Consider the following 17,734-nt stretch of genomic DNA (forward strand, 5'->3'; position numbering starts at 1 on the left):
AGCAACGATGCAGCGCTCCGCTAAAAGACGGCGATGGCACCCGTGGCCAACTCCCGTATCAGCGCTGGAAGCGCCGCCAAATGCTGCGCGGTCAGCTCGCGAACTTGCCGCTGCCGCGCAGCGGAGAACCCACCCGCCGCTGCAAGGTCGATCGCCACCAACTGAGGCTGGTCGACCGGGTGGCCGATTGCCGAGAGCAGCCTGACCGTCACTTCATCCACGCCTTCGATGTCGGCATGAATGCTCGCCGCCAATCGATGTGCCAGCACGTTGTAGAGCTTGCCGACATGCGCGGCCGGATTCTTTCCCGCTGCCGCTTCCAATGACATCGGGCGGTACGGCGTGATCAAGCCGTTGACGCGATTGCCGCGGCCGACCTCGCCATCGTCGCCGTGCTCCGCACTTAACCCGGTCACGGTCAGGTAAATTCCGCTCTCGTCAAGCGTAGCTGGGTCATCCAGGGTGTTGATCCCGATATGGCACGCCGTCGGCAGACACCCAGCCAGGTACGCTGCCAATCGGCCCTTGAGTGTGAAATAGTCTTCAATACTTCCCACGTCTCGGTCGACGAGTGCGAGCGCCACGGTAAGGCCGAAGTGCGCGCCCAGCCGGTGCCCCATGATCTTAAAATCCGCCCCAGCCGCATCAAAGGCGCTGCGAAATTCGTTGGAGCGCAGGACGCGCGCAGCGCAAAGGACCGTGTCTTCGAGTCGGGAGCGGGGTGCGTACCCGACGCCGAAGGAGGTGTCGTTGGCCAGCGGAAGCGCCGCCTGCTGGATAACACGCTGAAGATTCGGCGCCGAAGGCCTCAAAACAAGCTCGATGCCGATGTCATTGCCTGCCTTTCCCAAGGTTGCCACCAGGTATTCGCGGATGGATTGCTCGACGAGTGACGTGGCCGAAGCCGACGGCAACTCGGTCACGGGGCCGCAGACGATCAGCCGCGCGGGACGCAGAACTTTGCCGCCGCCGAACCGTGGCTGGCTGATGCCTCCGATTAACAGCGCCTTATCCAGGTTGAAGTGCTGAATCGCTCCGTATGCTTGCAGATAGGCTCGGGATAGGGCGCAGGCTGCCGCCTCGACGGCGCCATCGCACAGGCTGTCCGGATGGCCGAAGCCCTTGTGCTCGGCAATTTCGGTTTGTGTGGCTTCCAGCGTCGACGTGGTCGAGATGGAGAGTGCAATTTCGCCGACAGTCCGCATGATAAGACGCTCCTGCCCAAATCCGATTGGGTCATTCTATTCACTGGCAGTCCAGTTTGGTATTAAGACCGTCCCCTCGGGGGTCGCGATTGTGGGCCTTGAGCGACATCAACAAATTCGCCGCCCGAGTGACTAGCATGGAAACAGGACACCCGGAGCGGCATGGGCTCTTGTGTGGCAGGAACGGCATGGTTGGCCCATGCGCGGTGTTCCCATGCCTCCGGGGCTAAGAATCTCGAAAATGGAGGTGTCTGATGCGAGCAGCATGGTCAGTCGTTGTTGCGGTAATTTTGGCAATCAGCCTCTCGGGGTGCGGCTATAACACCATTCAAGCGCAGGATGAACAGGTCAAGGCAGGCTGGTCTGAAGTCGTGAACCAATACCAGCGGCGCGCCGACCTGGTACCGAACCTGGTCAACACGGTCAAGGGTTACGCAAGTCATGAGAAAGAGGTGTTGACGGAGGTGACTGAGGCTCGCGCGCGTGTCGGCGCCATCCAAGCCTCGCCTGCGTTGCTCAATGATCCGCAGGCGTTTGCCCGATTCCAGTCGGCGCAGCAGCAGTTGACCGGATCGCTGTCCCGACTCCTTGCCGTGTCGGAGAACTACCCGCAGTTGAAGGCAGATGCTGGGTTTCGCGATCTGCAAGCACAGCTTGAGGGGACCGAGAACCGGATCACCATTGCACGAAATCGGTACATCCAATCGGTACAGAGCTACAACGTGACCGTGCGCTCATTTCCATCGAATCTGACCGCGAAGGCCTTCGGCTATCAGGAGAAGCCCAATTTCACCGTTGCCAACGAGACGGCCATTGCCAAGCCGCCCCAGGTGGAATTCGGTTCGCCGTCCGCCAGTGCGCCGGGGAGCTCCAAGTGAACCTCCTCAAAATCGCGCGTGGCTTGCTTGTGGCAGCGGCTGCGCTCGTCTCTTTTGGGGCGGTTGCCGAAGTTGCCGTGCCACCCTTGACGGCGCGGGTGACTGACCAGACCGGCACACTCACGCCTGGGCAACTAGCAGAGCTAGAACAGACGCTGCAAGCCTTCGAAAACAAAAAGGGCGTGCAGATCGCTGTACTGATCGTGCCCAGCACACTGCCCGAAGCCATCGAACAGTATTCGCTGCGCGTGGTCGAGCAATGGAAGTTGGGGCGAAAGCGCGTCGACGACGGCGCACTGCTGATCATCGCTAAAGACGACCGCACACTTCGCATTGAAGTCGGGTACGGGTTGGAAGGTGTCCTAACCGATGCGACAAGCAAGCGCATCATTAGCGAAGTCATCTCGCCGCGGTTCAAGACTGGCGATTTTTATGGCGGCGTGAAAGACGGTGTTCAGAGTATGCAAGCCGTGATTGAGGGTGAAGCACTGCCGCCCCCCTCACGGTCGACGCGCGACGGAGGCGTATCCGTTCGGTCCTATATGCCTGTCATTCTGGTGTTGACGTTGGTGTTTGGCGGCGCGCTGCGAGACTTCCTTGGCCGTTTTCCGGGGGCGGTTGCAGCGGGCGGCGCCGTCGCCCTAGTCGCTTGGTTGCTTTCGGGCGCCATTTTTGTCGCGTTTACGGCGGGAGTGATCGCGCTCATCTATACGCTATTGGGTCCGGGCATGGTTGGGCACGGAGGCTCTTGGTCTACAGGCTCACGCTCGGGCCGCGGGGGATTCGGCGGTGGCAGCGGCGGTTTCGGCGGTGGCAGCGGCGGTTTCGGTGGAGGCGGCGGTGGTTTCGGTGGTGGTGGTGCCTCGGGAAAATGGTGATGGAAAACATCAAGCGAATTCTTTCCCATCTACTGACGACGCACTGGCGCGTCAGGCGAGCGTTCCCGCGCAAGGCGATGCGGGCCATCGGGCAAGCGATCGCTCAAAGCGAGTCGTCCCATGTCGGGCATCTGTGCTTTGCCGTGGAAGGCGCGTTGAGCTTCTCTGCGCTATGGAAGGGGGTGACGGCGCGGGAACGGGCTCTTGAAGTCTTTTCGCAACTGCGTGTGTGGGACACAGAGCAGAACAACGGCGTCCTGATTTATCTATTGCTGGCGGACCGCAGTGTCGAGATCGTTGCCGACCGTGGCATTCACGCGCGGGTTGGTGCTCAAGGATGGCAGGCGATCTGCAGCCAGATGGAAGCCGCGTGTCGGCGCGCCGAATATGAGCGCGGTGTGATCGACGGGATACGATCCATCACGCTGCGCCTGACGCAGCATTTCCCGGCGCGCGACCGGCGCGAGCAGAGGTTGCCCGGCAAGCCGGTCATCCTGTGAAGACGCAGAAATCTCTGTTTGATATTTGCGAAGTCGCGGTAGGAGGTGAATATGTTGTCTCTGCGCTCATTTGTTCCCTACGCTGCGGTGATTTGTGTCTTGGCGCTGCCGTCGGTGGAAACGCTCGCGCAAGCGCGGCTCGAACGTGAGGGCGTCGTCCTCTACTGGGGGTTGATTCCCGCCGCCATCGCCTCGGAAAGGCTCGACTTGGAGGAGTCGCATGGCGCACCTTCACCGGGAGGCGGCCGCCCTCACCACTTGCTAGTGGCGTTGTTTCGTGCCGACGGCTCCCGTATCACAGATGCCGTGGTGCGTGCGCAACTCAAGGAAGTCGGGATCGTTGATTCGCCGCCGAAGTATCTGACGCCCATGGTTATCAACGGCCAGGTTTCCTACGGCCAGGTGTTCACCTCGGTGCTGAGTGGGCGCGTGTATTTCCGCGTACTGGTGAAACTTGTTGACCGAACGAATGACATCGAATATCGGATTTCGGTCTCGCCTCCGCACATCGGCGGAAGTGAACCTTGATACCGGATGGAGCATGGCCGATACTGTGCCGACCAATGCATCTCGGCGGATTCGCCAAGCCTGTAAGACGATGATTGGACGTCGAAAAGGTCAGCAGCGACCAAGACCTGTCAACTCAGGTTGAGGGCCATGATCGCGTAGACATTTCGTAATGCCTCAACTCGACGAGCCACCGGTGGCCGGATAGCGCGTGTCGCCCGTCCATGCGCCGTCCGAGTAGATCTCAAACTTTCCAGCCTTGGCGCCATCAGTGTACGGATCGCGCGCGTCAGCAGCCCGCGCCCCGTCGGTGTAGACGTCGCGCTGAGCGAGGGCCCCGTTGCTGGAGGTTGCTGCGCTGGAAATGTTCGCGCCGAGAGAAATCAGCGCGGCTGCGATCAAGACGGTCTTCTTGGTGTGGTTCATTGCATTCTCCTGAAGTGGTTGGACTCAAAGGACTTGCTATGGGAGCCACTATAAGAATCCGCCCCTGACCGAGCGATGACGACCACATTACGAGAGCGTCATTCGGGCAAAGGATCGCGCAATAGTCGCGCTGATCCATGTCCTCCTGAATTCGACCATACATCGGAGGGCGCTTGACTCACATCAACCGCGCAAAATTGGCAGGTGCTTAAGCTTGTTCACCCGTTCGTAGGTTCAAAATGTGGTTGTCTGCCCATTTGAGCGTTTCGTAACAACGAAACCGCCATACGGCTGATGACGCTCTGGAGCGTTACTCCCGTTTCCATAGCCAACGCCGGAGGTGCGCATATGGCAAAAGGCAAGTCGAAGAAAAAGACCACTTCATCGGACGCCGAACACGTAACTGGCTTATCGTCCAGCCAGGCGCGAGTCGATGCTGCCAAAGGAGTCCAGGGTCGCGAGGACTACGAGGCGCAACTGCACCTGCTGCAAATTGAATTGGTCAAGCTTCAACGGCATTTCATCGGGTGTGGTGACCGCATCCTTGTCCTGCTGGAGGGGCGGGATGCGGCAGGCAAAGACGGCAGCATCAAACGCATTATCGAATTTCTCAGCCCCCGCGAGACGAGGGTGGTAGCGCTGGGTAAGCCGTCAGATCGCGAGCGCACCGGCTGGTATTTCCAGCGCTACGTGCCCCATCTTCCTCTCGCCGAAGAGTTTGTCCTCTTCAACCGCAGCTGGTACAACCGGGCAGGCGTTGAGAGCGTGATGGGCTTCTGCACTGCTGAGCAGTATGACGAGTTCATGTACTCCGTGCCCCACTTCGAGGAAATGCTCGTCAATTCCGGTATCAAGCTGCTTAAGTACTACCTCGACATCAGCAAAGCCGAGCAAGCTCGCCGACTTGCCGAGCGGCGCCGCGATCCGCTCAAGCAGTGGAAGACGAGCCCGGTCGACGCCGTGGCGTTGAAGCATTGGGATGCCTATACGACGGCACGCAACGCCATGCTGATGCATACGCACACGGCTGCCGCGCCATGGCACATCGTGCTCGCCGACGACAAGCGCACGGCCAGGCTCAACTTGATTCGTCACATCCTGTCGCGGCTGCACTACGCGGGCAAGAAGAACAAGCTGGTCGCTCCCGATCCTGAGGTCGTGTTCGAATTTTCGAAGGAGTGCCTCGATGCGAAACGTCTCGCATCCTGATGCTATCCAGCAGACGCAATCGATAAGGAGGAGACGCTTGAAGGTCGTCTGCGTGAGCGATGAAGGCAACTGAGCAATGCTACGCCTGAGCCTGCAGTCCGGTCTGCTCCGTGCCCTAACCCGGCGGGCCGACTCGCGCGCGTTCCCACTGGTGGTTGCCGGGGCAGCACTGGCGGCGGAACTGTCGATGTCGGTTCCATTTGCCAGCCTGCTGATGGCCGCAGTCCTGTTGGCGCCGCGCCGCTGGGTGTCCATCGCGACTTTGGCCAGCCTGGGGGCCGCTGTTGGCGCTCTCGTGCTGTACCTCGTCTTTCATCACCTGGGGTGGAACCGGTTGTTCGCTGCCTACCCGGACGTGGTGCGATCCACCGCGTGGCGTGATGCGACCCACTGGCTCGAACACTACGGCGTCGTATCGCTTTCGGTCATTGCCGCATTACCGGTGCCTCTCACCCCCGCTCTCATGTTTGCGGCGATCTCGCGACTTCCGGTCGCAGAGGTCATCGCCGCACTGTGGCTCGGCAAGTTGGCGAAATACCATGTTTACGCCTGGCTCGCCTCGCGATTTCCGGATCGGCTTGTGCGCCACGGCCGGCGCCATGTCGATACGTTGCGGGCAGTGCTCGGCAACGGCACGAAGGCTGACGGTGGCACAACCCCCACGCGGGGAGGGCGTCGGTAGCTCAATACACCATCGGGGCGCCTGTCTCACGTGGTGAACGCATTGATTGCCGGCAGCCGGCCGCGCTTTGGCGTGGTTGCGTTCTTGGCATGCCATGGCATCAATCTTCGCTCTATGTGCCTTGCGTTTTTTGGTCCGGTTTCCCCGTTGCAGTTGACTCCTCGATATTCGCGACGGGCTTGGGCGGAGGCATTGGCGTCACCTTCGCTGACAAAAACATGTCCAGGTCTTGGCGGTCAACCACTTCCTTCTCGAGAAGTAATTGGGCCAGAGCATCGAGCTTGGTCCGCTGTCCTTCCAGCGTCGCTTGTACGCGATGACTTGCTTCTGCCAATAGCTTACGGACTTCAGCATCAATCATCTGTGCGGTGCTCTCGCTGTATTCATTGCGTTCGCGCTGCATTAGCCCCGTCCCAGCAAAGAGCGGGTTCGGCATATTCTCGTACGTGGCCAGGCCCAGCTGGTCGCTCATGCCAAACTGGGTAATCATCTGCCGAGCCATGTCGGTTGCGCGCTGCAGGTCGTTCTGTGCGCCCGTGGATACGTCGCCGAAAATGAGCTGTTCCGCAATACGGCCACCGAGCAAGACATCGAGCCGGTCAAGCAGTTCGCTGCGCTTGAGCAGGTAGCGGTCCTCGGTTGGGGTCTGTTGCGTGTAACCCAACGCCGCAACGCCCCGCGGAATGATGGAAACTTTGGAGACACGGTCAGCCAGCGGCCGATGCTCCGCGACGATGGCATGTCCTGCCTCGTGGAATGCGATAGTTTCCTTCTCCTTCGGATTCATCACGCGGTTCTTTTTTTCCAGGCCGCCGACGATCCGGTCAAGCGCCTCGTCGAAATCTGCCATCTCGACCATTTGCTTGCTCTTGCGCGCGGCAAGGAGCGCGGCTTCGTTAACCAAGTTGGCAAGATCGGCACCTGCGAACCCCGGGGTCCGTCCGGCGAGTTTAGTCAGGTCGACCTCAGGAGCGAGGACAACGCCCTTGACGTGAACTTTGAGAATCTGCTCCCGTCCCTTGAGGTCAGGCCGGTCCAGTGCGACGTGGCGGTCAAAGCGACCGGGGCGAAGCAGGGCGGGGTCCAGTATCTCGGGTCGGTTTGTGGCGGCCATGATGATGACGCCTTTGTTGCTATCAAAACCGTCCATCTCGACCAGAAGCTGGTTCAGTGTTTGTTCGCGCTCCTCGTTGCCGCCGACCGCATTCAGTGCTCGCGTCTTTCCGAGTGCGTCAAGCTCATCAATGAAGATGATGCAGGGGGCTTTGGTTTCGGCTTGCTTAAAGAGATCGCGGACCCGTGCTGCACCCACACCAACGAACATCTCGACGAAGTCGGAGCCGCTCATGCTGAAGAATGGCACGCCGGCTTCGCCTGCCACGGCCTTTGCCAATAAGGTCTTGCCAGTGCCCGGGGCCCCAACCAGCAGCACGCCCTTGGGAATTTTTCCGCCCAGGCGCTGGTACCGCTGAGGATCTTTCAGGAAGCTAACAATCTCCGACAGCTCCTCCTTGGCTTCGTCGATTCCAGCCACGTCGGCAAAAGTCACGCCGGTCTCCTTTTGCATGTAGACCTTTGCCTTGCTCTTGCCAATTTCCATCATGCTGCCGGCGGCGCCGCCCACGCGCTTGATGAGAAAGCTCCAGATACCGAAAAAGATGACGGCCGGCACAACCCACGAGAGGATCGTGCTCAGCCATTTGTTGTCGGGCTGCCCGACGAAGCGCACCTTTGCCGCTTCGAGCTCCTGCACCAGCTCAGGATCGGCCACTCGAAGCGTGGAGAAGGCGTGGTCGCCCTTTGCCTCTCGGCGGATTTCCTCGATCTGCTGCTTGGCAAGGAGATTGTCGATACCTTCTGTCGAGAAGGTTCCGCTGATAGCCTGCTCACCAATAGCCACGTCCTTGAGCTTGCCAGCCTTCAGTAGGACCTTGAAATCGCTGTATGGGATCGTCTCGACATGCCCCGACACGAAGAGCGTCTGGATTGCAAGCATGGCCAGTATGGTCACGAGCACGTACCAGAGGGAGAACTGTTGCTGTCGCGGTTCCATGGGATTCTTCTCCAAGTCGACCTTATTGAAAGTGAGTCTGGTCTCCAATGCTGGGAAGGTTGGTGGGCGGCCTGGGTAGGCGCCGGACAACCGCGCATTGGTATGCGTTCCCAGTATTGACGCTTGGAAATCGCCGAGGTTGACCTTCATCAACCCGCGACATTGGGGCCGCGCGCGCGGGCGCAAGCGCCGTGGCTTCTCCATGGTTGTGCCCAGCCGATAGGGGATGTGTCGCGGAAAGCAAACATGACAAATCCATTACGGCGGCATGAGACTCAACAGCAACTTGCGCTGGCGCAAAGTATCGATCGCATACCCACCTAAAGTATTCCCAAGTCGCGTTGCTCATTGAGCATCCACACAGAATCAGAGGATTCCATGGCTGAGGTAACGAAGAACGAGCACCGTAGCGCATACCTGGTTGGCAGCGGCATTGCGTCATTGTCGGCTGCCGTGCTGCTGATTCGCGACGCAGGCTTCAAGGGGGAGAACATCCACATCTTGGAGGAACAGCAGGTGGCCGGTGGTGCGCTCGATGGCTCCGGTGATCCGCACAAAGGCTATGTAACTCGGGGCGGTCGCATGTTCACCGAAGAGACTTATGTCTGTCTGTGGAACGTGCTCGACAGCATTCCGTCGCTGGATGATCCGAAAATCAGTGTCAAGCAGCAGGCCTGGGCCTTCAACGCCGAATGGCGCTCGGATTCACACGCCCGGCTGATCGACGGGCAACGCCGTATCCTCGACGCTGCCGATCTGGGTTTCAACCTCCATGACCGGTTGGAGATCATGCGATTGCTGGCCACGCCAGAAGGGCTGCTGCATACGCTTCGCATTGAGGACTGTTTCTCGCCGCACTTCTTCGAGACCAACTTCTGGGCCATGTGGCGTACGACCTTCGCCTTCCAGAACTGGCACAGCGCGATCGAACTCAAACGCTATATGTTGCGCTTCTTGCAGGAGTTCCCGCGTATCCACACGTTGGCCGGCGTACGGCGCACGCCGCTGAACCAGTATGACGCGATCGTGCGGCCGATGGAGCAATGGCTGAAACAGCAGGGTGTGGTGTTCGAATATGGCACAAAGGTGGAGGATGTCGACTTTGTTGAAACCGGTGACGGCCGGCGAATTGGACTGCTGCGCGTGGTGCGCGGCGGACAGCCGATGGCCTATGACGTGCGGCAAGAGGATCTGGTGCTCATCACCATCGGCTCGATGACCGCCGACGCGTCTTATGGGGACGACCACCATGCACCGGAACTGGTGCGCGACAAACGCGATGGCGCCTGGACTCTGTGGGAGACCATGGCCCGTAAGGAACCTGGGCTCGGGCGGCCGAATGCGTTCTGTGGCAACGTCGACGAAAGCAAGTGGGAGTCGTTCACCTTGACGATGCGCAGCCCGGCGCTTGTGCACCGGATTGAGACCTTTACCGGCAATGCGCCAGGCACCGGCGGTCTGATGACGTTCAAGGATTCGAGTTGGCTGATGTCGATCGTCGTGCCTCACGCGCCGCACTTCGCCGGACAGCCGAAAGACATGTACACCCTGTGGGGCTACGGGCTCTTCGTGGACAACAAGGGCGATTACATCGACAAGACGATGGCCCAGGCAACCGGCCAGGAAATCCTCACCGAGCTGCTGCACCATTTGCATTGCGAGGACATTCTTGACGAGGTCTGTCGTACCACCACTGTGATCCCGGTGATGATGCCGTACATCACCAGCGAATTTGAGCGCCGCGAGCCTTCGGATCGGCCGCCAGTGATCCCGCACGGAGCGAAGAACTTCGCGCTGCTTGGGCAGTATGTTGAGATCCCTCAGGACGTAGTGTTCACCGTCGAATATTCGGTTCGCGGCGCGATGCACGCGGTTTATGGGCTGCTGGGCTTGAAGAACGAGATCCCGGCCATTTACCACGGGATTGCTGACCCAGGCGCTGCGTTTGCGGGCCTGAAGACGTTGTTGAGTTGAACCGTCGGACGGTTTACGGTTGATTTGTATCAACCGGAGGTTGGACATCCGCGCCTAGGCTGACTCTGTGTGACCGTTCCTCTCTTTGGGCAGAAATCATGTTCTTCCACTCCCGACATCTACGCCGCTGGGCAGCTCAAATGCTACTGGTGTGGCTGTTGGGTCTGGCCGTCGGCATCGCAAACGCGTGCGCTGTCGCGGATGCAGGTAAGGCCGCAGCGCCGGCATCTGGCCACGTGTCAGCCCACAGTCATGGACACCATGCGGATGCCGACGATGATGGCTGTGACGATAGCGGCAAGATTGCCTGCCACAGCTTCTGCGAAAAGTCCTCAACCAGCATTCCCCGTGTGCTGTCGGATCATGACAAGCCTCTCATTCCGGTGGCCGTGCCATTACCGATGAGCATGGCATCCACGCCGGAGGTGGACCGCTGCAGTGTGCACCGTCAGTCCAATCCCCGGCCAGCGGACAAGTTCGCGTCTATACCAATCGTCTTCCTCCGGTTGACGCTATAGCGCTCTGTCGCTGTTTGGCAGTGCGCGGCTTTGTCTTACGTATCGCCTTGACGCGCATCCAGTGCGGACACCGCCAAAGGTGCGTTGCAACACGCCGTTCCATCGTCAATGCACTGAACAAAAGCGGCCTTGGTCGGCATTCGCCCCGAGCGTCTCGATTGCGTTCTTTCTCTACTGCCGGAAAGTGTCTGGCGCTGTGTTGAACGCAGTCGCAGTGAGATTTTCAACGTCACCTCCTAAAAGGATTTCTTCCATGGACACTATCGAACTGAAGATCAAGGGCATGAGCTGCGGCTCTTGCGTCTCGTCGGTTACTCATGCACTGCAGCGAGTGCCTGGTGTGGATGCCGTCGACGTGGATCTGGCGCGCGGTATCGCGCGCGTCAGCGGTAACGCCCAGGCCGCGCCCGCAATGCTGGCCGCGCTGGCAGCAGCCGGTTACGAAGCCGAGTCGCTTAGCACTGGCGCCGGAGCGAAGACGGAGCATGCCCACCATGGTGACGTCCCAACCGGCACTGCTCACAAGAGCGGTGGATGCTGCCACTGATAGACCGCTAGGAGGGGCGGCCGGGCAGTGCACCGATCGGCGTCCCTAACCTTGACCTTGCGAAGGAGTTCTCATGTCGTCGCTTCGATCTCTCTCCAGGCACCGCCAGTCGGGCCGCATCGGTTCAGGGGCCATCTTCATTGCGTTTGCGTTGATTGCCCTGTTCTTCCTGTTCACCGAGCACCGGGCACATCTGTTCGGCTGGTTGCCGTTTCTTCTACTGCTGGCTTGTCCGCTGCTGCACCTCTTCCACGGGCACGGTGGCCATGGAGGGCACGCAGGTCACGAGGACCAGCCGCGCGGTTCCGATTCCGGAAGTAGCCGCCCATCGGGGTCGACGGCCAGCGAACAACCGCCCGTTCAGGGCGCTCAGCATCACCACCACTAAGTTCTTCTCAGAGGAGCGCCATCATGGACCAATCGACACCTCCCGCCTATGGCTTATGGTCGCTGGTAATCATCAATTCCCTCGTTTTCATCATCTTCGCGTTCAGCTTCGCCAAGCCACAAAGCCCGCGCGACTGGCGTTCGTTTGGCGCGTTCTCTGCGTTCCTGGTGGCGCTATTCACCGAGATGTACGGCTTCCCGCTGACGATCTACCTCCTGTCGGGTTGGCTGAGCGCGAAGTTCCCCGGCGTGAATTTCATGTCGCATGACGCTGGCCACCTGCTGGAGGTGATGTTCGGCTGGCGCGCCAATCCGCATTTCGGGCCGTTCCATCTGCTGAGCGCTATCTTCATCGGCGGTGGCTTTTGGCTATTGTCGGCCGCTTGGGCGGTGCTTTACCACAACCAGCGGAGCCATACGCTGGCGACCACCGGCGCCTACTCCCGTATCCGGCATCCGCAGTATGTGGGCTTCGTTTTGATCATGTTCGGTTTTCTACTGCAGTGGCCGACCATCCTGACACTGCTGATGTTCCCAGTGCTGGTGGTCATGTACGTGCGTTTGGCCATTACGGAAGAGAAGTGGGCGGAGCGCGAATTTGGGGAGGAGTGGGCGCACTATGCGTCGCACACCCCGCGGTTCATCCCGAATTTTGGCGACAAGCAAGCGGATCGCCACCACCACGCATGACAAAAAGGGGGAGGCGATGAAGCTCAGTTTTCACGGTGCGGCCGGCACAGTGACCGGCTCAAAGTATTTGGTGGAGCATCAGGGGCAGCGCCTGCTGGTTGATTGCGGGTTGTTCCAGGGCTACAAGCAGTTGCGATTGCTGAACTGGGAGCCGTTGCCGTTCAGCGCCGCCGACATCGATGCGGTGGTGCTGACACACTCCCATCTGGACCATGCCGGTGCGTTACCGTTGCTCGTGAAACAGGGCTTCCGGGGCCGGATTCTGGCGACGCCCTCGACAATCGAACTATGCGGTCTGCTGTTGCCCGACAGCGGGAGAATCCAGGAGGAGGACGCCGCCTATGCGAACCGGCATCACACCTCCAAGCACGCCACGGCTTTGCCGCTGTACACGGAGGACGACGCACGTCGCGCAATGGAACAGTTGCACCGATTGCCTTTCGACCAGTGTGTGGACGTCGTCCCCGACGTTACGGTGACCTTGCGCCCGGCTGGGCATATTCTCGGCGCGGCCTCGGCCGAACTGACAGCGGGGCAGACGACAGTGCTGTTCTCCGGAGACGTTGGCCGCCCCGACGACCCGGTGATGCGTGCGCCTGCGCCGGCTCCCAAGGCAGACTACATCGTTGTCGAATCGACTTATGGGGACCGGCTACACGAACCGGTACCCAATGCGCAGGCCGTGCTCGGTGAGGCGATTGCTCGCACAGCACACCGTGGCGGCATGGTCGTGATTCCGGCGTTTGCGGTGGGGCGTGCACAGTTGCTGCTGCATTTGATCCACAAGCTGAAGCAACAGGGCGCGATTCCAGACCTGCCTGTTTTTCTCGACAGCCCGATGGCAATAGATGCAACCGAGATCTATCACCGCCATCACGCCGAACATAAGCTGTCGCTCGAAGATTGCCTCGGGATGTACAAAGCTGCGCGCATGATCAGGACCCCGGAGGAATCGCGGGCGCTGGCTGGGCTGGCCCTCCCGGCTGTGATCATCTCGGCCAGCGGCATGGCCACCGGCGGCCGCGTGCTGCACCATCTGAAGCATCTGGCGCCGGACCGGCGCAACACCATCATCCTGGCCGGTTATCAGGCTGGGGGGACACGCGGCGCGCGGCTGCAGGCTGGTGAGCGAAGCCTGCGCATTCACGGTGAGGACGTCGCCGTGCGTGCCGAAGTGATTTCACTGCAGGGCATGTCGGCGCATGCCGATGCAAGCCAATTGATCGAGTGGCTGGGCAGTGCGCCAGCGGCGCCGCGCTCGGTGTTCGTCACCCATGGCGAGCCGGGGCCGGCTGATGCGATGCGCCAGCGCATCGAGCGGGAACTTGGGTGGTCCGCCAGCGTTCCGTTGTTGGGACAGCACGTGGAGTTCGATGTATGAGGAACCCTCGCCACAGGGCAAGTCTTGCCGTGCGTCGGATGGGCATCGAGACGCAGCAGGAATATGTCGTCTACATGCATCGAGACTGCCATGTTTGCCGCTCCGAGGGTTTCGAGGCGCAGACGCGAGTACTGATTAGCCTGAACGGACGCTCGATCATCGCCACGCTGAACGTTGTCGATCCGACCTTGCTGGAGTTGGGGGAGGCGGCGCTTTCGAACAGCGCGTGGCGAGCGCTGGCGCCCGCGCCGGGCGACCGGATCACGATCTCGCATGCCCCGACGCTGGACTCAATGAGCCAGGTGCGGGCGAAGATCTACGGCCACAGGCTCGACGCGTCGGCTCTGGACTCGATCATTAGTGACGTCGCCGCTGGCAGCTACCCTGGGACACATATCGCCGCTTTTCTAAGCGCCTGCGCCGGCGGGCGGATGGATTTGCAGGAGACGATCGATCTGACGCGAGCGATGCTGGCCGCGGGCAAGCGGCTCGACTGGGGGCATGCACCGATCGCGGACAAGCACTGTGTGGGTGGATTGCCGGGAAACCGCACGACGCCGATTGTCGTGTCGATCATCACCGCGGCCGGGCTCACGATGCCGAAGACGTCGTCAAGGGCCATTACCTCGCCGGCTGGCACCGCCGACGTGATCGAAACGATGACGCCGGTGGCGCTCGATTTGGAGCAGATGCGCCGCGTTGTCCAACGCGAGGGCGGCTGCTTTGTCTGGGGAGGCTCGCTGGCGCTCAGCCCGGCCGACGACATGTTGATCCGCGTCGAGCGCCCGCTGGACCTCGACAGCGACGCGCAGCTCGTGGCATCTGTGCTGTCGAAGAAGATCGCTGCCGGCGCTACCCACTCCGTGATCGATGTGCCGGTCGGGCCGACCGCCAAGGTGCGCAGTGACGCAGACTACGAGTGCCTGAAGCAAATGCTGGAGCAGGTAGCGCAGGCCTTTGATTTGCACTTGCAGGTAGTGCGTACGGACGGGACGCAGCCGGTGGGCCGTGGCATTGGTCCCTCACTGGAGGCGCACGACGTGCTGGCAGTCCTTCAGCGTGCCGAGCGCGCGCCCGAGGATCTGAGCGTGCGCGCTGTCGCATTGGCTGGACAACTGTTGGAATTTTGCGGTCACAGCGAGCCGGGTACTGGCGTCTTGGTCGCTCAGCGGTTGCTTGATAGCGGCGCCGCGTGGGCCAAATTCCAGGCGATCTGCAAAGCGCAAGGGGGCTTACGCGAGCCGCAGCGGGCGCGGCTACGCGAGCCTGTGCTGGCCGAACGTGACGGGATGGTACGTGAGATCGACAGCCGGCGGTTGGCTCGCGTGGCCAAGCTCGCCGGGGCACCGAAGGCACCCGCTGCCGGGCTCGAACTGCATGTCAAGCTGGGGGATCGCGTCGAGCGAGGTATGCCGCTGTTCACCGTGCATGCCGAAGCGCTCGGCGAGTTGGACTACGCGTTCGACTACCTGGAGGCTCACCCGCTGATCGATGTGGGAGATTCGAGATGACGCCACTGATTTTTGCCATGCCGGGCAATGAAGCGATGGCAGAGAAGCTGGCTTCGGCGTTGGGCGCAGAGCGCGGGACTACGACGGTGCGGCGCTTTCCGGATGGAGAGTCGTATGTGCGGGTGGAGTCTGCCGTGGAGGGGCGGCGGGTCGCCATCGTCTGCACGCTAGACCGGCCGGACGACAAGCTGATTCCGTTGCTGCTGTTGGCGGCGGCCGCCCGGGAGAACGGTGCGACCGACGTTGGTCTGGTCGCACCTTACCTCGCCTACATGCGACAGGATAGTTGCTTCCAGCCGGGTGAGACGGTGAGTGCACGGCATTTTGCAGCCTGGTTGTCGCGTGGATTTGATTGGCTGGCAACAGTCGATCCCCACTTGCACCGCATCACCAAGTTGTCGCAGGTCTATGTAATCCCAACGCGTCACGTCCACGCGGCGCCGGCTGTGGCGGCATGGCTGCGCGCCCATGTGACACGCCCGGCGCTTGTGGGCCCTGACGAGGAGAGCAACCAATGGGTGGCCGATGTCGCAAGCAGGGCGGACGCGCCCATGGTGGTGCTGCACAAGGTCCGCAAAGGTGACCGGGATGTCGAGGTTTCGGTGCCGGATGTGGAGCGCTGGCGCGACCACACGCCGGTGCTGGTCGATGACATTGTCTCCACCGGTCGCACGATGGCCGAGACCATTGGTCATCTGCGGCGCGCGGGCTTGGCCGCGCCTGTGTGCATCGCGATTCACGCGGTGTTTTCAGGCAACGCGGTTCAGGATTTGGAGTCCACTGGGGCCGGGCTGGTGGTGAGCTGCGACACGGTTGTCCATCCCACCAATGGAATCTCCGTTGCCCCGGACCTAGCGTCCGCGGTTCGTGAACTCATGCAAGACCCCGGGGGTGCCACATGAGTGCCAAGACTCCGCACGTTCACTTCGAGATAGATCTGGCCGGATTTTGCAAAGCCGCGATTCCGATGTCGGGTTGGCGCTTCATCGTGTCAATTGGCGGAGAGGACCGCGACGAGCCATCAACCCAACGGGAGGGCAAGAGATGAACAGCACCAAGGCATTTATTGGCAGCGTTCCTTCGACCGACACCGAGCCGGCGCTACGCATCCTGCGTCGGTTGCTCGCTGGGATGGAGAAGCCGCCCGCACTGCGGCTGTGGAACGACACGCTGCACGGGCACGATACGGCGGTCGATTTCACGTTGGTGGTGCGGGACCCCAGCCTGTTGCGTCAGTTGGTGGTGGCGCGCAGTCCCCTTTTATTGGCTGACGCGTACTTTCGGGGCGTGCTCGACATCGAGGGAGACCTGTACGGCGCGCTCCGGTTGAAGAACCATTTCGAGTCGATCCAGTTGTCGTGGCGCGACAAGCTCGCGCTGTTAAAGGACGCGTTAATGCTGCCCGCTCCGGACCTGGGTGAGATCAAACCGGATGCGGGCTTCGCATCCCGGGTCGCCCGGCGCTTCGCGCACCGGCATTCGCGCCACAGCGATCGCGCCGCGATCTCGTTCCACTATGACGTGTCCAACAAGTTCTATGGGTTGTGGCTGGACGAGGAGCGGGTGTACTCCTGCGCCTACTTCGAGCAGCCCTCCGATTCGCTGGACACGGCGCAGCGCAACAAGCTTGAGCACGTTTGCCGCAAGCTGCGCCTGCGGCCCGGCGAACGGCTGCTGGATATCGGCTGCGGCTGGGGGGCGCTCGTATGTTGGGCCGCGCGCGAGCACGGTGTGCACGCCCACGGCATCACCCTAAGCGAGCGACAGCTCGAATACGCCCGCGAGCGCATTCGGATCGAAGGGTTACAGGATCGCGTCACGGTGGAGTTGCGCGATTACCGTGATCTGGAAGGCGAGGGTGTCTACGACAAGGTTTCCAGCATCGGGATGTTCGAGCACGTCGGCCTGCGCAACCTGCCGGCCTACTATGCGGTGGTGCGTCGGATGCTCAAGCCGGGCGGCCTATTCTTGAACCACGGCATCACGCACGACGAGGAAGGGTGGAACAAGACAGCTGCCACCGAGTTCATCAATCGCTATGTATTTCCCGACGGCGAGCTTGATTGCATCAGCAACATCCAACTCGGCATGGAGCGCGCGGGCTTTGAGATCCATGACGTCGAGGGACTGCGCCCGCACTACGCGATGACCTTACGGCACTGGGTGCATCGCCTGGAGGCTCAGCGCGATGCGGCGATCGCTGAAGTTGGAGAAGCCGCCTATCGCGTCTGGCGCCTGTACATGGCGGCCTGCGCGTTGGAGTTCGAGGCCGGTGGCTCCGGCATCTATCAAATCCTGGCGTCCAATCGCCACCCGGGTAAATGGCCTGTGCCGATGACACGGCGTGATCTGTACCGCAGTCGACCGCATTGGGATTGGGGGAACTAG

17 protein-coding genes are annotated in these 17,734 nt (G+C 61.0%); 14 read left to right on the top strand and 3 right to left on the bottom strand.

Annotated features, from left to right (window positions below):
• Nucleotides 1-20 precede the first annotated feature (20 nt).
• Nucleotides 21-1,205, bottom strand: coding sequence for a methionine adenosyltransferase (locus C404_RS55580; protein WP_004635185.1), 1,185 nt, complete (start codon nucleotides 1,203-1,205; stop codon nucleotides 21-23).
• Between the two features lie 254 nt (nucleotides 1,206-1,459).
• Here C404_RS55580 and C404_RS55585 point away from each other — a divergent pair, with 254 nt between their 5' ends.
• From C404_RS55585 to C404_RS55600, 4 genes are read left to right on the top strand one after another with little or no spacing between them, the layout of a single operon-like run.
• The gene (locus tag C404_RS55585) at nucleotides 1,460-2,083 is read left to right on the top strand and encodes a LemA family protein (protein WP_004635183.1); all 624 of its coding nucleotides are present in this window, start codon (nucleotides 1,460-1,462) and stop codon (nucleotides 2,081-2,083) included.
• The gene (locus C404_RS55590) at nucleotides 2,080-2,961 is read left to right on the top strand and encodes a TPM domain-containing protein (protein WP_004635180.1); all 882 of its coding nucleotides are present in this window, start codon (nucleotides 2,080-2,082) and stop codon (nucleotides 2,959-2,961) included. The genes C404_RS55585 and C404_RS55590 overlap by 4 nt, the downstream gene beginning before the upstream one ends.
• Complete coding sequence (locus C404_RS55595) at nucleotides 2,961-3,461, top strand: TPM domain-containing protein (RefSeq protein ID WP_004635178.1); 501 nt, start codon at nucleotides 2,961-2,963, stop codon at nucleotides 3,459-3,461. The genes C404_RS55590 and C404_RS55595 overlap by 1 nt, the downstream gene beginning before the upstream one ends.
• A gap of 51 nt (nucleotides 3,462-3,512) precedes the next feature.
• Nucleotides 3,513-3,989, top strand: a complete 477-nt coding sequence (locus tag C404_RS55600; protein WP_009241694.1) for a hypothetical protein — start codon at nucleotides 3,513-3,515, stop codon at nucleotides 3,987-3,989.
• Between the two features lie 156 nt (nucleotides 3,990-4,145).
• Here C404_RS55600 and C404_RS55605 read toward each other — a convergent pair whose 3' ends face one another.
• Nucleotides 4,146-4,394, bottom strand: coding sequence for a hypothetical protein (locus C404_RS55605; protein WP_004635173.1), 249 nt, complete (start codon nucleotides 4,392-4,394; stop codon nucleotides 4,146-4,148).
• 348 nt (nucleotides 4,395-4,742) lie between these two features.
• Here C404_RS55605 and ppk2 point away from each other — a divergent pair, with 348 nt between their 5' ends.
• On the top strand, nucleotides 4,743-5,603 hold the full coding sequence (ppk2, locus tag C404_RS55610) for a polyphosphate kinase 2 (RefSeq protein ID WP_004635170.1): 861 nt from the start codon (nucleotides 4,743-4,745) through the stop codon (nucleotides 5,601-5,603).
• Nucleotides 5,604-5,679: 76 nt separating this feature from the next.
• Nucleotides 5,680-6,285: a YqaA family protein gene (locus C404_RS55615; RefSeq protein WP_009241693.1), complete on the top strand. Its 606-nt coding sequence runs from the start codon at nucleotides 5,680-5,682 to the stop codon at nucleotides 6,283-6,285.
• Between the two features lie 112 nt (nucleotides 6,286-6,397).
• On the opposite strand, the gene ftsH is transcribed toward C404_RS55615, so the two are convergent.
• Nucleotides 6,398-8,338 carry an ATP-dependent zinc metalloprotease FtsH gene (ftsH, locus tag C404_RS55620; protein WP_009241692.1) on the bottom strand — a complete coding sequence of 647 codons (1,941 nt, stop codon included), beginning with the start codon at nucleotides 8,336-8,338 and terminating at the stop codon, nucleotides 6,398-6,400.
• A 378-nt stretch (nucleotides 8,339-8,716) separates the two neighbouring features.
• Here ftsH and C404_RS55625 point away from each other — a divergent pair, with 378 nt between their 5' ends.
• The 8 genes from C404_RS55625 to C404_RS55660 all read left to right on the top strand — a co-directional run bounded on the left by C404_RS55625 (nucleotide 8,717) and on the right by C404_RS55660 (nucleotide 17,734).
• On the top strand, nucleotides 8,717-10,312 hold the full coding sequence (locus C404_RS55625; protein WP_004635167.1) for an oleate hydratase: 1,596 nt from the start codon (nucleotides 8,717-8,719) through the stop codon (nucleotides 10,310-10,312).
• 771 nt (nucleotides 10,313-11,083) lie between these two features.
• Nucleotides 11,084-11,377: a heavy-metal-associated domain-containing protein gene (locus tag C404_RS55630; RefSeq protein WP_004635162.1), complete on the top strand. Its 294-nt coding sequence runs from the start codon at nucleotides 11,084-11,086 to the stop codon at nucleotides 11,375-11,377.
• A 73-nt stretch (nucleotides 11,378-11,450) separates the two neighbouring features.
• Complete coding sequence (locus tag C404_RS55635) at nucleotides 11,451-11,765, top strand: DUF2933 domain-containing protein (RefSeq protein WP_004635160.1); 315 nt, start codon at nucleotides 11,451-11,453, stop codon at nucleotides 11,763-11,765.
• 23 nt (nucleotides 11,766-11,788) lie between these two features.
• Entirely contained in the window at nucleotides 11,789-12,454 is a 666-nt protein-coding gene (locus C404_RS55640; protein ID WP_004635159.1) for a methyltransferase family protein, read from the top strand.
• Between the two features lie 16 nt (nucleotides 12,455-12,470).
• The gene (locus C404_RS55645) at nucleotides 12,471-13,835 is read left to right on the top strand and encodes an MBL fold metallo-hydrolase (RefSeq protein WP_004635157.1); all 1,365 of its coding nucleotides are present in this window, start codon (nucleotides 12,471-12,473) and stop codon (nucleotides 13,833-13,835) included.
• On the top strand, nucleotides 13,832-15,346 hold the full coding sequence (locus C404_RS55650; protein ID WP_004635154.1) for a thymidine phosphorylase family protein: 1,515 nt from the start codon (nucleotides 13,832-13,834) through the stop codon (nucleotides 15,344-15,346). Before C404_RS55645 ends, C404_RS55650 begins: the two co-directional genes overlap by 4 nt.
• Nucleotides 15,343-16,248, top strand: coding sequence for a ribose-phosphate pyrophosphokinase (locus C404_RS55655; RefSeq protein ID WP_004635153.1), 906 nt, complete (start codon nucleotides 15,343-15,345; stop codon nucleotides 16,246-16,248). The genes C404_RS55650 and C404_RS55655 overlap by 4 nt, the downstream gene beginning before the upstream one ends.
• 142 nt (nucleotides 16,249-16,390) lie before the next feature.
• Complete coding sequence (locus C404_RS55660) at nucleotides 16,391-17,734, top strand: SAM-dependent methyltransferase (RefSeq protein WP_009241691.1); 1,344 nt, start codon at nucleotides 16,391-16,393, stop codon at nucleotides 17,732-17,734.

The sequence above is a fragment of the Ralstonia sp. AU12-08 genome (genome assembly GCF_000442475.1).
GTDB classification, from domain to species: Bacteria; Pseudomonadota; Gammaproteobacteria; order Burkholderiales; family Burkholderiaceae; genus Ralstonia; species Ralstonia insidiosa.

Coding starts and splice junctions, on each gene's coding strand:
- C404_RS55595 (WP_004635178.1), top strand. CDS start 2,961: ATGGAAAACATCAAGCGAATTCTTTCCCATCTACTGACGACGCACTGG.
- C404_RS55660 (WP_009241691.1), top strand. CDS start 16,391: ATGAACAGCACCAAGGCATTTATTGGCAGCGTTCCTTCGACCGACACC.
- C404_RS55650 (WP_004635154.1), top strand. CDS start 13,832: ATGAGGAACCCTCGCCACAGGGCAAGTCTTGCCGTGCGTCGGATGGGC.
- C404_RS55600 (WP_009241694.1), top strand. CDS start 3,513: ATGTTGTCTCTGCGCTCATTTGTTCCCTACGCTGCGGTGATTTGTGTC.
- C404_RS55605 (WP_004635173.1), bottom strand. CDS start 4,394: ATGAACCACACCAAGAAGACCGTCTTGATCGCAGCCGCGCTGATTTCT.
- C404_RS55640 (WP_004635159.1), top strand. CDS start 11,789: ATGGACCAATCGACACCTCCCGCCTATGGCTTATGGTCGCTGGTAATC.
- C404_RS55585 (WP_004635183.1), top strand. CDS start 1,460: ATGCGAGCAGCATGGTCAGTCGTTGTTGCGGTAATTTTGGCAATCAGC.
- C404_RS55615 (WP_009241693.1), top strand. CDS start 5,680: ATGCTACGCCTGAGCCTGCAGTCCGGTCTGCTCCGTGCCCTAACCCGG.
- ftsH (WP_009241692.1), bottom strand. CDS start 8,338: ATGGAACCGCGACAGCAACAGTTCTCCCTCTGGTACGTGCTCGTGACC.
- C404_RS55580 (WP_004635185.1), bottom strand. CDS start 1,205: ATGCGGACTGTCGGCGAAATTGCACTCTCCATCTCGACCACGTCGACG.
- C404_RS55630 (WP_004635162.1), top strand. CDS start 11,084: ATGGACACTATCGAACTGAAGATCAAGGGCATGAGCTGCGGCTCTTGC.
- ppk2 (WP_004635170.1), top strand. CDS start 4,743: ATGGCAAAAGGCAAGTCGAAGAAAAAGACCACTTCATCGGACGCCGAA.
- C404_RS55635 (WP_004635160.1), top strand. CDS start 11,451: ATGTCGTCGCTTCGATCTCTCTCCAGGCACCGCCAGTCGGGCCGCATC.
- C404_RS55625 (WP_004635167.1), top strand. CDS start 8,717: ATGGCTGAGGTAACGAAGAACGAGCACCGTAGCGCATACCTGGTTGGC.
- C404_RS55645 (WP_004635157.1), top strand. CDS start 12,471: ATGAAGCTCAGTTTTCACGGTGCGGCCGGCACAGTGACCGGCTCAAAG.
- C404_RS55655 (WP_004635153.1), top strand. CDS start 15,343: ATGACGCCACTGATTTTTGCCATGCCGGGCAATGAAGCGATGGCAGAG.